Source organism: Thalassomonas actiniarum (genome assembly GCF_000948975.2).
Taxonomy (GTDB): Bacteria; Pseudomonadota; Gammaproteobacteria; order Enterobacterales; family Alteromonadaceae; genus Thalassomonas; species Thalassomonas actiniarum.
In genome coordinates this window covers 608,537-623,993 of the sequence record NZ_CP059735.1, presented here as the reverse complement: position 1 = coordinate 623,993, position 15,457 = coordinate 608,537, and the positions used below count along the sequence as shown (strand labels likewise).

Annotated in this window: 10 protein-coding genes; 1 reads left to right on the top strand and 9 read right to left on the bottom strand. The window is 36.8% G+C overall.

Going from position 1 to position 15,457, the window contains the following annotated elements; genetic code table 11:
• Positions 1–4: 4 nt before the first annotated feature.
• Positions 5–889 (top strand): LysR family transcriptional regulator, encoded by an 885-nt coding sequence (locus SG35_RS02735; protein WP_044835021.1) that lies wholly within the window; start codon positions 5–7, stop codon positions 887–889.
• A 405-nt stretch (positions 890–1,294) separates the two neighbouring features.
• Here SG35_RS02735 and SG35_RS02730 read toward each other — a convergent pair whose 3' ends face one another.
• The 9 genes from SG35_RS02730 to SG35_RS02690 form a co-directional block, all read right to left on the bottom strand.
• Positions 1,295–2,371, bottom strand: a complete 1,077-nt coding sequence (locus SG35_RS02730; RefSeq protein WP_160298264.1) for a protein kinase domain-containing protein — start codon at positions 2,369–2,371, stop codon at positions 1,295–1,297.
• 1 nt (position 2,372) lies between these two features.
• On the bottom strand, positions 2,373–2,825 hold the full coding sequence (locus tag SG35_RS02725) for a hypothetical protein (protein WP_044832207.1): 453 nt from the start codon (positions 2,823–2,825) through the stop codon (positions 2,373–2,375).
• A gap of 59 nt (positions 2,826–2,884) precedes the next feature.
• Complete coding sequence (locus SG35_RS02720; protein WP_160298263.1) at positions 2,885–3,763, bottom strand: FRG domain-containing protein; 879 nt, start codon at positions 3,761–3,763, stop codon at positions 2,885–2,887.
• 177 nt (positions 3,764–3,940) lie between these two features.
• Positions 3,941–5,053 (bottom strand): hypothetical protein, encoded by a 1,113-nt coding sequence (locus tag SG35_RS02715; RefSeq protein WP_044832205.1) that lies wholly within the window; start codon positions 5,051–5,053, stop codon positions 3,941–3,943.
• 24 nt (positions 5,054–5,077) lie between these two features.
• Positions 5,078–10,192 carry a hypothetical protein gene (locus tag SG35_RS02710; protein ID WP_044832204.1) on the bottom strand — a complete coding sequence of 1,705 codons (5,115 nt, stop codon included), beginning with the start codon at positions 10,190–10,192 and terminating at the stop codon, positions 5,078–5,080.
• Positions 10,193–10,195: 3 nt separating this feature from the next.
• On the bottom strand, positions 10,196–10,672 hold the full coding sequence (locus tag SG35_RS02705; protein ID WP_044832203.1) for a hypothetical protein: 477 nt from the start codon (positions 10,670–10,672) through the stop codon (positions 10,196–10,198).
• Positions 10,665–12,674, bottom strand: coding sequence for an integrase (locus tag SG35_RS02700; protein ID WP_044832202.1), 2,010 nt, complete (start codon positions 12,672–12,674; stop codon positions 10,665–10,667). The genes SG35_RS02705 and SG35_RS02700 overlap by 8 nt, the downstream gene beginning before the upstream one ends.
• Positions 12,667–14,262 (bottom strand): site-specific integrase, encoded by a 1,596-nt coding sequence (locus tag SG35_RS02695; protein ID WP_044832201.1) that lies wholly within the window; start codon positions 14,260–14,262, stop codon positions 12,667–12,669. Before SG35_RS02695 ends, SG35_RS02700 begins: the two co-directional genes overlap by 8 nt.
• On the bottom strand, positions 14,256–15,446 hold the full coding sequence (locus SG35_RS02690) for a site-specific integrase (protein WP_044832200.1): 1,191 nt from the start codon (positions 15,444–15,446) through the stop codon (positions 14,256–14,258). The genes SG35_RS02695 and SG35_RS02690 overlap by 7 nt, the downstream gene beginning before the upstream one ends.
• Between the last annotated feature and the right edge of the window lie 11 nt (positions 15,447–15,457).

Sequence of the window (15,457 nt, the reverse complement as noted above, 5' to 3'; positions counted from 1 at the left end):
ACTGATGTTAGAAAGGATACATTTAGAAATATTAACCGCAATAAAAGAACATGGAACGCTAACTAGCGCAGCTGAGTCATTGCATTTAACCCAATCGGCATTAAGTCACAGCATTAAAAAACTGGAAGGCCAGGTTGCGACTCCGATATGGAAAAAAGATGGACGAAACCTGCGCCTTACCACTGCGGGAGAGCGTATCCAAACACTTGCGAGTAGAATACTGCCCCAGTTTTTACATACGGAATTGTTATTGAACCAGATTGCAAAAGGTGAAATGGGATCACTGCGAATAGGCATGGAATGCCATCCTTGTTATCAATGGTTGCTCAGGGTAATAGATCCTTATCTTGAACAGTGGCCAGACATAGATATAGATGTGAAGCAGGAGTTCCAGTTCGGCGCTTTAGGCGCATTGCTTAGCTATGAAATAGATGTACTCATTACACCAGACCCGCTCTTTAAACCCAAAATAGACTACATACCCGTTTTTGACTATGAACATAGACTTGTTGTTGCCACGTCTCACAAACTGTCAAAGCAGGATTTTGTATTACCCGAGCAATTAAGCGAAGAAGTGCTATTTAGTTACCCAGTAGAACCGATGAGGCTCGATATTTTTAGTCAATTTCTAAATCCCGCCAAGTGCTCAGTTAAGAAACATAAGATTATTGAAACAACTGAGATCATGTTACAGATGGTAGCCGCTGGCCGGGGTATTTGTGCTTTACCCGGCTGGCTGGTAGATGAGTTTTCAAAATCAATGCCGATCAAAAGCATTCGTATCGGCGAACAAGGCATTAGTAAAAAAATCTTTTTAGGTATTCGCAAGGACGAACAGAAAATCGACTACTTAGATGATTTTATTGCTCAAGCTAAAAAAACAAAATGACCGGTGATTCCGTCCCGTATTTCATTGCCCCTGGCTGCCCTTGACATCAATCACATTGACGCGATTCAAAGTAAAATTAAAGCTCAGCGACAGCAAGCATGGATGATCAATTTTCATTATTTACCCCTTCTATTTGCGTAATACCAATAATTGCACATTCTTTGATTGATTAGGGTAAATGCAAAAAACCCAGCAATGACGCTGGGTTTATGTAGTATTCAATATCTAAATTGACATTTTATGTTTTTATAAGAAATTAGAACGGTAGTTCACACAAACAAGAAGCAAACTATTTATTTACAACAACTTAATGATAAAAACAAAAATAATGTAAAGTTAACCTGTGTTATTGCTTCTTATTAAGATTAGAAAAAACAAATAACTTTACACTTTTATATAACGAAACTAGTAAATAACGTCTAATGGATCATGATTAGGATCAAACCCTTCTCCGTGTATAACCTGATTTATAAATTTTCTATCTATAAACTCTTCTTTTCTATGCACTAACCAACTGAATAAGCGAACGATGGCGTCTAATTTAGGTCTTTCTTCGCCTTTAGGCGATAAAAGATGGTTCAAAATTAGCTTTAGACCTAAGCTGACAGAATTTAGGTTTGTTTCGTAATTAACAGAAAACTGCCTGTGATTTCTCAGTGAGGTAATATCACTAATTTCATTTGCATCAAAAGGGAGTTCACCAAAAATAAGTTCATACGCATATACCCCGATTCCCCATGTATCGTAATTTTCAATGTCTTTTCCTTTTTCTAAAAAATCTGGGGGCATTGAAACAAACGAAGCTAGACATCTTCGATTGTTATCTCTAAACACAGCATCTTCGTCTAAGTTTCGCAAAATGGGTATATACAAACCAGAACCTGTATTCATTCTTTGACAGTTCCCCATGTCTAAAAACTTTATTTTTGGATTATTATCTGTCATATCCCTGTCAAATTTACACATATCAGGCTCAGGCAAAAGCAAGATATTTTCTGGATGTAAATCTCTATGAGAATATCCTGTAAGGTTAAAATAGTTTAGTGCTGAGGCTAATCGATATAGAAGTTCTACTTTTGATTCTATTGTAAACTCTGTAGTATCAACATCACTCAGTAAAACTCCCTCTTCATATTTATAGCCAAAATAACTCACCATATTAGATGTTTTGTGCGTTAATGGCTCCACAATATAAGGTAATGGATAACTTTCAATTGGACCATGGAATAGCTGTTCAACTGATAATCCTTCTCCACCTTGAACATAATTTAGTTTGTTTTTTTCAAGAACAGAATACTCAAGTTTGAACCTTTCTAGCTCAATATCATTTCTTGGGGCAATGAGAAATTTAAAAACAACTCTTTCATCTCCTTTTACATACAAGCTGCTTAATGCGCTTCCTCCTCCGAGCGATTTTTCATACTTATAGCCATCAATATTTAGCAAACCAAGTTTACTTAACAATAATTTATTACCATCCATATCAGATGTTTCTGACCTCATATTGTTCACAATACAACATAACTTCTCCTTCAAAACCTTTAGGTAGATCATCAGGTTTATGAACACTTTGGTATGCCTTACTTTGTAGCCAGTTAGTAATTTGTTGCTCATCTTTTGTATCACTAATATCTATCTCAATTTCTAAGAAATCATTAACTTCTTCACTAAAAATTAAAGTGCAAGCCTTTCCATCCGGTATTGTAATTTCCAGAAGATAACCGTAGTCACCGCTATATTCTTTTGCTTGCTCTATATCTGTACTACAAAAAATCGTTTGGCTTCTAGCCCTAATTTTAAAATCTTGTGCAAACCACTCATCAGCAACTTCATGAACATTCTGATCCGAGTTTCGTGGTTGCCTTGGCAGAACAATGTATGGATTATCCTGTATTCCATCAGGAACTTGCTCACTAACGCCTCGATATAGCTTCATCAAACTACCTACTTTGACTTTAAAAAATAATTTTAGGAATATTCATTTAGAGCATTAACCTACACACCTAACATCTCAAATCGTATGCGCTGGCTAAGCGAATCAAGATCACAATAAATACTTTCACTATGAATACCACTTTTATGTAATTGGTACATAAGTGCTATTACTGAATCATTGTCAATTTCAATAAAGCTGATAACACCAGATTCTTTAGGAAATAATTCATCAATTGATTTAGAGGAGTCGGAGTGAATGGTAAACGCACTATGTTGAGAATTCATTCTACCATCTGTTGAAACAGCTTCTATTGCTATAGGCACATTCCATGTATCAATTTTTTTTGTATTGAGCGGATCAAGCTGAAATAAGCAATATGGTAAAAAGGCATCTAATGAACGAAAAGATACTCCGTCTTCTTTTAAGGCTTCACCATATTTAGATTTCCAGATTTCACCACCAGCAGCGGGATATATTGATTCCTTATACTCCGCTAAATTGTATATTCTTCTCTTACCCATTTGCGAAGGGCAATATACCAACTCAGCTCCCGTGGTTAATTTATTCATCCTTAAAGGATTGAGTACCCAAATACCTCTTCTGGTATTTTTAATATCTACTATGGTTTGTGTTAAGGCAAAATATAGAGCAACTAAAGGCGATCTTGACCAATCCAATAGGCGAGTTGGTAATCCATGATGCTGCATCAATGAATAAGTTTTCCAGGGATTACTTTCTTCCCTTTCAACATATTTCCCATAATCTCTTAGAAACCGGTACGCCATGGTATTTTGGATATCAGGATTTATACCCATCCAGGAAGCCTGAGGAAGTGTTTTGAAATCTCTGCTTCCAACTCCCCGGTACCATAAATCAAAATCGTAATCCGCTACAATATCTAAATATTGACCTAAACTTTTAATTCTTACATTTTCCATATGCATTCTTAGAGATTTTTCCTTATCTTATTTATCACCAGTTTAATATTGTCACAACAATTCAAGTGTAATAACTAATTATTGATTTATATAAAAAACCTTTCACAACAAAAACACCAATAAAAACAATTCCCCCCTGGAAAGAAAAGAGATTACACTAAGCCAGCTTGATACTTATTACTTAGAAATAATTGTCTGTTCAAACTCACAAAGGCTATGGTCTTGGCTGTCAAAAAATGAAGGCGTCGGCATCCCCATAGGTATATCAGCAATTGAAATAACATAATCTTTAAGATCGGCTCCTTTTGCTCGTTTAAATTCGACCTTTTTGTTACGTCCATTTATTAAATCGCTCTTACTTAATTCTGTCGTTAATTCAAAATGACCAGGGAAGCCATTCCACCAATCACTGAACTTTAAATACTTTTTGCTTTTCGATGCAACTAGATAAACATTTGTCGCATCAACAACACGACTGTCGACTCTGCCGTCCGGATTAATAAACTCTACTACTATCAATAATTCACCGACATAATATTCAATCTTAACATCCCCATCAGACAACACCCCAACAATTGTGTCCTCAAATAAACCGGTTTCGACAAGTAAAAAATTATTTTTAATTGTTTTGTTTAATTGATTAGGAAATTTGAAAAATGATGCTTTAGTAACAATGTTGTACGGCTTATTATTAGTAATAACAAGGCTCTCATTACACCCCTGTAATATATATCGATATTGTTTGAATTTCTTACCAAACGCTAAAATATTTTTATATTCTGGAGGTTCAACATAGCTAGGAAGTCGAGACGAGCTTTTTTTAATGTACCCTCCCTCTTTAAGGAAATCGGATACCCTCCGATCACCATCACTTGAGATATTTTCTTGAACTTGTAGCGCTAAGATATCAGGTACTTCGCTACCAAGAATAACTGATTCCAATCTAAATGGCAGGTAAAGCTCAGCTCTAATACGAGTCACAATTTCAGGGTAATCTCCCTTATTTTCAAAAATAATATAGGTTCCCAGTGTTGCATCAATGTTTAATCCAACACTTTGTTGCGGCCTTATTACACTAGCTTGAATTTTGTGTTGCTTAAAAACCTCAGTATTATCAGTAATCCATAATCCTGAATATATCACCGATGATAAAATACCTGCGGCCCCACCAACAACCGCAAACTTTTGATCAAGCGAAAGCCGGGAAAAGGAGACAGGAAGATAAATATTTGAACACGCTGTAAAAAACACTCTTCTGATTTTTGAGTACGTAGCCTGAACACTTAACACGATTTAAAACCTGCCTAAAAATAGTTACACAGAAATTTTACGGGAACGAATTAAATTTTCTCGAAGGTAATAAGCCCTTGCAGAGCCTGTTTCAACAATACCAGTGAGTAAATTAAGACAAATGTTGTACATTTTTCGACTTAAAGTACCTCTGTTTTCAATCTGCAAGTATCGCCCTATCGACATCTCCAAGTAATAAGCTGTATTTATTTGCTTGGCTATTAGTTGTGAATTTTCAGTAAACTTTAGGGCTAGTAATTGGATACCTTTGTCAAAGAAAACGTCATAAAAGTTATAAATTAAGGATGATAACGCTTCAAATACATGGCTATTATTCGCAGATTGCTTTGCAAATTCTAACAAATAATTCGCCCCTCGTTCCATGTCCTTTCTCTCATTTTCATGCCCCTGCCAAGGACTATCGGCATACAACATTCCACGAAGTAGCTTATTTAAATCATTCTGTAAGCCCATGTACCTATCATTTACATCCTTCAAAGCTATCTTATGCACCTCTGGAGCTATCAACGTCCATAATGACCATATAGAATCATAATCATCCTCTTTTTCCATAGCGACATCAAAAAACAACTTCAACGAATATATAAAGCTTGGTGCTTTTGTACAGCCTAAAAGTATCAAATCTTTAAATGGAAGGTACTCATTGTTTCTTGAGTTAATCACATGTTCTGTCAAACAGTCTTGAATTTGCTTTTTTATATCATGATTTATTTTTTCATCTTCATTTGTACGATGATCTGAGTATTCTGTATCAAAAACAAAATTAACTAACTTTTTAATTAACTGAATTTGGCTGCTATCTTTAGTGCTAAGTGGAACCATTAACATGGGCAAGTGAAGAAACCATGATGAATGGCTTTCCAAAGAAATGTCATCAACCGATAGCTTAAAACTACCTTCAAGCAATTTATTGCGAAATGTAGTTATTAGCCCATTCCAATTTTCATGAGCTTCTTCTAACTCTTCTCCTTGTAGATGGTAGAATCTTCGAGCCATACTATTGTCCCTTCGAAGTCTGGCATACTCAACAATTCCACTTATGCAGAAAGATGCTAACTCAGGGCCTCTTGACCAAAGAAACTCTCTTACTCCTTTAGCAGCATAAGCACTAACGTTGAGGTTTTCATGTGTTAACGCTGTAGCTAAAGCATGTTTCAAAAGCTCTTTTTGCTCTGCATCAAGATCTAAGTCAAATAACTTAGGTAACACAAAAGCACACGCACCAGAGCCATAATAATCCGTCTTATCATGAGCTGTTGTCCCTTCCATAACATCGGCGTGCATGAATATTGATTCAAGGATGACTTTGAGGCACCACTCTTTGTTTTCGTCACTTAAATTGATCAGATCATCACGAACACAAACAGCAGCAACAGTTGTGATTGTACCAATAGCCATTTCTGAAAAATTATGAATTTCACTTTTTTGAAGCGAGCAGAGTAATTCTTTTGCTGACGTTAATGCGTCACCATATGAAGCAATATATTCTTTTTTAAATAATTTATCTTCGAATAACTTTTTTGCCCATAAATGTAAACTAGTTACAGTATTATCGGCTTCATGTTTTTCATTAAATTCCTGTTGTTCTTTCTTTAAATCTGTCGGTAGTTCAGACACATTTTGAAGCAATACTCGATTGTTTTCCTTGTCTTCAATAGCTTCCCAAGTCCTTGTATCAACCCGGTGCACCATATATCGAAGATATTTTTCATTTCGAGTAGATGCTTCGTTTATCAGTTCATCAACAATTTTAATTGCACTATCCCTCAATTCTGTTTCAAATTGAATTCTTGTTAATAGTGTCTCTAATGACTCTTTTCTCCATGGCCTGAGTGCAGCTTCCCTTCTTTCTTCTATATAAATTTTAGACATTATATCTCTGTCTAAACCAAACCAGTTCGCCTCACTCCCCCCCATTTCTGCCGTCATACGCTGCAAATCCAAATAATATAACTCTGGAGCTTTTAATATTGGATATGCTGCCGTACCTACTTTGCGAGGAAAACCAATTGCCACTGACGCTAAAACAGATGTGGGTAATACCGAGTTGCTAGACCGTAACAAGTAATCATAAATCCAGTCCAATTGGTTATTTTCACCACAGCCATTTGCATATTCCACTAACCAATTCTCTAACGCCATAAGCGCGCACTGAAGCAGATAAGGTAACGTAGAGTGTCCCCTATAGCCTTTCCAAAGATGTGGTGATGCATATTGCTTGACTATCGCTCCATCATTGAGCTTTAAATGAATCAGATTTACTACAGCTTCATTGGCGAAGGGTAGGCTTTCCTCATCCTTTGAGGGAGCAGCAAACTCTGATTCAGAATACTTCTGAGCTGTGACGTTACAGAGCTTAATAATGAAGTCTAAAGCTAATTTAGGATGAAACTGGAGAAGATATTTAAAAGGCCCTTTTGCCCCGCTAGCAGGGAAAAGATCTCTATCTTTATCAAGCCCAAAATAATCATCGACATCCATACTTCGATATGAATAAAAATCATCTTGACCTTCTTCTTGGTCTTCTTTTAACCATTCATGTAGCGAAAGTTTAATAATGAATTCAGGCTTGCGTTTGCAAAGCATTGGTACATTTGCACCAACAATTGCTAAGCTAGTTAGTTCATCAACATAACTTAACCTTCGAGGGTTCATCTTTGAGATAAAAACGTCTTGGCTCATTAACTCATCAAAAGCGGTTTCTATTACAGGTGAAACTTTCAGCAAAGCATTGAGTATTTTCTTTCTTCGCTCCTCATTACGATAAGCATCTTTAACTGGTTCAAGCAGCCATAAAGCCAACAAGCCAACCTTTTCAGATGGTTGAGGCAAGTCATCATATATATTAATGAGGCCACACCACTCATCAATTACCTCAACGACATGAGTAAGCATTGAATTACTCAAATCGTATCGTGCTTCATAAATAAAGTTAAATAGCGACTCCCAACCATTACCAAAGGGCTGCAAGAACAAAGATTTTAATATGCCAGATTTTTCATCTTTGATAAGTAAATCATTATGTATTGAGTTTGGTCTCTGACAGGTTATCCTTAATATAAAACAAAACCTAATCAATAGTGAGCAATCATCTTTTAAGAGTTGAGATTTTAACGTATATAAAAAGCTTTCAGGTGAATCATTTTGCATAATTGCGGCAATGGTTTCATCCTTCCAGTAGCTTTCAATATCATCAGCGGTTAATATCTCTTCGACAAACTCGTTAATTTCATCATCAAATTTCAACCTTCTGTATAGCCATAATCTAAACGCTCTGCTTATTGCAGGTTCGCTTCCTATACTTGACAAGAAATTTTCCAAATTATGCGAACTATCGATGTATTCGCTCTCAATGTATTCTTCTAATGCCCAATCTTCCAATACATCATGTATTGGGCTTATAGTTGACAACCGCTGATCACGGTGAATCAGATTATCCTCTTCTAATTTCGAAACGACTTCAGGGTCAAACTCAGTATCACGAATACCAAATACCATTTTTTTTGCACGTTGCTTTGCGATTTCAATAAAAGTCGATCTTCGTTTAGCTGGCATCCCCGCCTTTCTATCCACTTCCTTAGAAATCACTGTCGCCCAAACTGTATTTCGAAAGTCGATTTCGGTATCACCTGATTTAAACAATGCCCCATTACCAATGGCTCTAGCTGAAATTTCGATAAAAAATGGTATTTTAAGTAATTCAACTAACGAGTTATTGGATATTAAACCTCCAAGTTCGGGAACATGTGCACAAACCAGTTCAATTTGCACCTTAGTAAGCCCTTCAATATTTACACTGTTAAATTGAATGCCACTAGGTTGAAGATAATTGAAAGTAAGTTGTTGATACGCATAATCACGCCCCGTAGCAATAATGGTCCACCCTGTTTGTCTTTTTAAGTATTGAAGCAAATCAATAAAGGCATCTTGATATGTAAGTTCTAAAACTTTTTCTAAAGATTCTATTACAAGTATTTTCTCATTAAGTAAGGAAAAATATCCTTCAATTTGCCCCAAAGAGGACTTCATTCCGATAGTTGCAAAAACATCGTTAAGGTGGCTTTTATCTAAATCTTCAGCTCTTAAATAGAAAACAGGAACATTTTTATTTTTAGTCGAGATAAAATCTTTTACTATTCCTGATTTACCAACACCTCTAGCACCAGTTACGAAAAGAAAATCACTTTCAACATAGAGTGCTGATATTTTTGCTAACTGCTCGCTTCTATCAATATGAAAACCATTAATAGTGTTAGAGATTCCTTCAAAAATATGGTCACCACGCTCTCTCAATTTTAAAAAGTCATTTTCAAAATTAACTTTGCTAGATAACTCAAATAATTCTTTAACTTCTTTAGGCACATTATCTTGAGTTAAAGACCCGGCATTCTGGTTAAACTCTTGAACACAAGTAACTAATTTAGATAAAACAAGAGATGGTGATTCCTCTGAATAACATTGAATTAGGGAACACAATAAGCTTGCAACTATTGAATATTTAGCATCTAAATCATAAGAAATTAGCTGAAAAACTCTTAAAAACTTCCATAACTCATCATCTGTTACTTCGACTCCTGCATTCGCATTAGTTAACTGAATTCTGAATATCTCTAATCTGCTAACTTTTGCTTTACTGGTAAAACCCTCAGTCTGTGATTTTTTAATAAATTCTGCAGAACTTGATGAATATTTAGCCCATTCAAGAATAGGAAGCGTATTGATAACATCTTGTTTCTGTAATGGCCCTGTTATCAATGCAATTGAATCATTTTCTAAACTAAAATTAGTATTTTTAAAATCTTTCCATGCACTATTAATAACTTCCGCAAACATTGAGTCCTTTGATTTGCTTATAGTTATTTCATGTTTAATTTGAGCATAAAGCCGACTTTCATTATAGTTTTTATCTGATGCTAATAAGACAAAATCATCAGTATTTGCACCATCATATTTGTTCTGAAACTTCAGTTCTTTGGCTCTCATATTTTGTGATAAACAGGGCACACAAGATTGTGCCAACAACGAAACAGCGAAAGCAGCTTGAACCCGTGTTTCAAAATTTACACCGCCACCTCCGGTGGAAAATGGATTACTTTGCTTTTTGACTTCATTACTCATTATTTAAACTCTCCCTGACGGTGGTATGACCTTGTCAAATGGCCTTAATATATTTGTAGTTTCTCTTTCTGTTGGAGAGTCTTCACCCTTTGGAATTTCTTGGTCAATAACCTGAACCTGCATGCCCTTTTGTCTTATATGAAAGGCAATACATTGCCAGCGTTTTTTCCAAAGAGACTCTTTCCGCTTATATTCTTCTACTTCTTTTTTCAAGCGCTCAATTTCACAAAGAAGTTGTTCGTTTTCTTTTGAAGTTTGTTCTTTCGTTTTTACAAGACCTCCTGATAATGCATATTTAGCATTATCATAAGCCGCTTTTATTTCTGTCTTAGCCTGCATTGACTGCCTGCTATATCCAAAACGTTCTTCTAGTATTGCCCAGGTCAATTTTGCCCCCAACTGGCCAAGTGCCCAACGGTCTAGATCAACAATAATACTTTTAATATCTGATTCACTCATTCTTCTGAAACGTTTAGTCACCAGCTAATTCCTCCAAATATTGTCTAGGATCAAAATCAACGACACCGTTATCTTTCAGCTGAGCTGTCAGAGTATTTATTTTCTTCTCGTTATGCGCTATCCAGTCACTACTCTTTTTGGGCTTTCTTTTTGTTGAACGCTCTTCAGCCGTATCCCGTGCCAGTGTAGTTAGCGCAAGCTGTCTTTTCTGCTCGTTTAAGCGTCCCTTATCATCTTTTGCCCATACATAATCATCACACTCAGCAGAGCACTGTAAATGACGCTCACATGGCGTTTGAGCAAAATTATGGACACATATTCCGGAACCAACATCATGCACAGCCTGTACACGGGCTTTTAACACAGCATCCTGGACCGTTACAGGAACAGCCTTAACCTGTTCCACAAGCTTTCCACCAGCACGCCCATTTTTAATATCTTCACGTAGTATTAATGCCCGCTTTTCTCGGCTCGTATGTTGGTAGGCTTTGGTATCTTTAGGGTTAGAACGGCCAAACCATTCAGTTTGAAGAAGATCACTCAGGCCACCTTCATCTAGTAGAGTATTTAATGTGTGCCTGAAATGATGGCTAGTAAAATCAACCTCTATACTTGATGATGCATATGTCTTAGCAAGCTCAGGGAAATACCTTAGAAATGTAGTCATCATAGAATGAGTGCACTGAGTTGCAATCCATTGTGAGTACATGCCACTTGAAATCCCCTGATATCTAACAACCAAAAGATCCTTGAGAAAATACTCATTTTTATTTTGATCAATATGGATCGCCTCAATCAATCCCTCAAAATAATCTTTCTCGCAATAATTAATGAGTCCTTCTTTTGTTGTGAAGTAGACCTTTCTTGATGATACCTTCCCTGTTTTATCTGGTTTGTTTTCATTTGCAAAGGCATAACCATTTTTCCGGAACCAACCGGTTGAATCTAATAACTGAGGATTTAACCCAATCATTTTTAGATCCTTTTTGTGAAAGAACTGATTCTCATCAAACTTTAATAAAAAACTTAAATCGGCCCCCTTTAGCTTTTGTGTTCTACTAGCACTATCTCTCGCAGTAGCACACAACTCATCCAGCTCACCTATAACATCACGCACTATCGGTAAAACTTCGTTCGGCATGTACAGTTTACGTTTAGGGGTAAACACATCTCCTTGAGATATCTTTCTTGGGAAATATTCAATGTACTTCCTGCCATCAATGTCTGTTTTAATTTTTTGTTGGGGTAGCAATGAAATTTCACTGAAACGACGTCCCAGGCAAGCAAGAAGCGTTAGTAAAAGCACATAGAAACGATACTTATGATCTTTCGGAACGTTTTGATACAACTCCCCTATGACTTTAAAAACGGCTGGTTCTATCAACTTATCGCTTTTTGTTTCTAATGTTTTAGGGCCATCCAACCTTTTGTGGCCGACATCACCAGCGTTTTTAGGCCGCTTCATCTTCGCATATTTGTACTTAAAGATAATTCGGCATAACCCATTCGCATCGAAATGCCCCGCAATTTCCGCAACAGCCTTATGAAGGTTGTATGTAACCCCTTCACTATAATCACGAGTGATTGCTTTGCATGCTGAATCAAGTACTTCAGGTGTTAGCCTGGCTAACTCAAGGTTTAACTGATTTGCTGAATAAGCCATATACCCCAAAGCAGTTATAAAATTTCTCTGATTTGGGGCCGACTGATGTTTCCGATGAAATCTTAACGTAAATAATGCTTTCCCTATATCAGCCCATTCTCCATACAAGGCTCCCCCTCCAAGCGATGGGGAGTAGTTAAAATTAAACGAAGAGGATGTTGTATTCTTGCCGGTAAGCTTAATTAATCTTCCAGCCTTCACAGTCCAGGTAGAATCTGACCAATTAATTTCTTCAAACCCTTCAAGCTCCAACATTTTTGCTTTTGCTATTAAAGCCTTGAAATTTTCCCTTCGGTCTTGAGCTAAGCGATCGATAAAAGCAATGACTTTATTTTTTCTGTTCGAACGTCCATCAGCCATTATTGTTACCCTCCGCACATAATTCAGTTACTTGGGCAACTGCGGCAATAACTTCATCTAATTGAATGCCTAAGCGTGCATTTTCGTATTTTTCTAACCTTTTCTCTCTGTTTTGCAATAAGCACTCAAGTACATGTTCATGACCTGCATGGCGATAAGGTTGGAACTTAGGACATAGGTAACATGAATAAGGTGGATCTAAATGGCAAATGCTGGATTCGCCACAAACACCGATGTTTTCCTGGTCGGTAGGATTTTCTTCATCAATGTATGAAATGTGCTTATCAGCACGTTCGCCATTAACAGCTTCATCATCACTATCAATAACCTTACCTTTAAAAAATTGAAGATAACGCGATAAGCCTTTTGCTGCTGCTTTGTCTAAATGCTCAACAACCTTACCGGCCATTTCAAAATAGACAAGAACATGCTGAGTGTCTGTATGATCTAAGATCCTAGCAAGTTCTTTTTTACTAATTCCTTCAGCTGCTAACCCTGTCGCAAGCGTGTATCTCAAACGCCTTGTATTTACTTGCAAGAGGCTTTTAGTGACAGGTGATATGAGGTTATGCCTTGCAACAAAACTCTTTAACAGCCCTGTTATATCTGCACTCGTCACATTATAAGCATTTTCAAAGTCACTAGATAACAGTGCTGCTCTATTTCCATTTTGATTGATAAATAGAGGTTTAGGGTTAGGAATAACTCTATTGTTAAACTGTAGTTCTGTGTTTATCGCAGCATTCTTATCTATCAATTCAATAATGTAGTTTGCATATAAGGGCGCCAAGTACTCATCAAGAAAATCATCACGTGGGCTTAGTTGCTTTTTCTTGATTCTTGGAATTTTTAAGATATAGCACCGTTCTTCAGCTTCAGGAGTTAAATCAATGAAGTCTTCTTCACGTAAGTAAGTCAAGTTTGCCGGATTTCGACCAAACGCTATAGACAATGCAACAGCTACTTTTTCTTGTAAATGCTTAAGTTCCTTACTTGTATCATTTTTCATTGCTGCTATAAGCAAAGGTAACTCTAAGGAATGATGTAATGGCCCCTTATCGGGATCCTCCATTCGCACGGCTTCGCCTTTGGGATTCCCTGGGATGCTCATCCCTTCCAACTCCATAGCATAGGCAGGACAAAAACCAAGTTCCGGGTAGTTTTCAGCACAATAGATATACCACTGTATTGGACGATATAAGGCCCAAAGCCTGTGCTCTTTTCTTGTGACAGAGATTCTGGACTCTATAAGAGAAATAAGCTGCTCTTTAAACTGTTTACCATGCTGAATATCAAAATCTGCGGCATATCTCAGGAATTCAGTATAGACATGCTGAAAAACGGAATAGCCGGCGTGAACTGAGCTTCTTTCCAACCTATCCCTAACATATGATTTTACTGACCACCTTATTTTTAGGTTAATTATTTTATTGAAGTCTAATGACGTCGATTTCCATATTGAGTACGGTAAATGCCAGCGCTCACTTGATGAATCAACCTCTTTTCCTTCGCGCGTGATAATGGACTGGGGAGTATCTAACCAACCATGGTCATCTATTAATTTATTGAGCGATGTATCATCTACCAAAGTACATCCTCCATGATTAAATCACGCTGATATTTTTTCAGAGCAATATTAGCCTGCTCTTCAACTTCTTGCGCAATATAAACATCCTGCGATGAAAGGCTACTGTCACCTCTTAAATAGGCTAGTGCTTGCTTACGCTTATCTTCCTCTATCCCCGAATTACGTAAAATTCTCTCCATATGAGAAGAAAAACTATGCCTCAAAGCTTTTGCAGTTAAATGACGGGGCAGATCTTCAGCATATTTCTTTCGCAATAACTGATAGAGCTGAGTAACAGAGGATTGAGACAATGGCTCACCTTCATCACTTAAGATCAAATAATTTGATTCAGTTGCTGACTTATCTTCTAGAACATCACGCCATTCAGTAATATAAGTGTCTAAATTTTTAGCGAAATGAGGATCAATAATTGGTAGCACTCGCCCATTACGTTTAATTTGAGGCCGAGGTTTTCTGGTATCAAGCGGATCAGGACTTCGGCGTTCAACTCGTATAGAAGATATCGCCCCTATTTCAACATCTTCAACTCTTAAACTGAGTAACTCACCAGGCCTTAAACCATAATAAAGCATTATCATTGTCAGGATATAGTTTCGATAACGAACCGCAGGATCCCTACCGTAAGCTTTTTTATTTTCAGGATTTAGTAAGGATAAAAGAAAATCAATTTCTTTCCCATTAAGCCCTTTTTTTTGGGATCTGTTGGTAGGAGGAGCATTGATAAATGATGTTTCTAATAAGCCAAGTAGGCGATTCTTATTATCAATAATTTGCTCATATTCACTTGATGAGTTAGGAAGTGTGCCAATAACTACATCACAGCACCAAGCCAAATACTGTCGAACTGTAGTTAAACGCTGATTAAAAGTGTATGGCGTAACAACCATCTTTTTCACACTTCGTCTTGTTTCATGATCTCGTTTCAAAAACTCAACCAAGCCGCCCTTAATTTCAGCTTCATTGAAAGAACGCTCACTTCTAACCCTACTATCTAAATCGATTTTCTCTTTTTCTAACCAGAGGTAGAGAACTAACAACTCTCGAAGGTTACGGACTAATGTATTGGGGCTTAATGATCTTCGACTAATAATGAACTCATTTGGAGCAGGAATAGGCATATCATCATTGCCAAGCAGCAAAGGTAATAAATCGCCAGACTCATGAGCAATAACTTCTACTTTCATTAGACCTCCTA

Excerpts from the sequence above, each read along its gene's own strand:
- SG35_RS02735 (WP_044835021.1), top strand. The coding sequence starts at position 5 with ATGTTAGAAAGGATACATTTAGAAATATTAACCGCAATAAAAGAACAT.
- SG35_RS02730 (WP_160298264.1), bottom strand. The coding sequence starts at position 2,371 with ATGGATGGTAATAAATTATTGTTAAGTAAACTTGGTTTGCTAAATATT.
- SG35_RS02725 (WP_044832207.1), bottom strand. The coding sequence starts at position 2,825 with ATGAAGCTATATCGAGGCGTTAGTGAGCAAGTTCCTGATGGAATACAG.
- SG35_RS02720 (WP_160298263.1), bottom strand. The coding sequence starts at position 3,763 with ATGGAAAATGTAAGAATTAAAAGTTTAGGTCAATATTTAGATATTGTA.
- SG35_RS02710 (WP_044832204.1), bottom strand. The coding sequence starts at position 10,192 with ATGAGTAATGAAGTCAAAAAGCAAAGTAATCCATTTTCCACCGGAGGT.
- SG35_RS02700 (WP_044832202.1), bottom strand. The coding sequence starts at position 12,674 with ATGGCTGATGGACGTTCGAACAGAAAAAATAAAGTCATTGCTTTTATC.
- SG35_RS02690 (WP_044832200.1), bottom strand. The coding sequence starts at position 15,446 with ATGAAAGTAGAAGTTATTGCTCATGAGTCTGGCGATTTATTACCTTTG.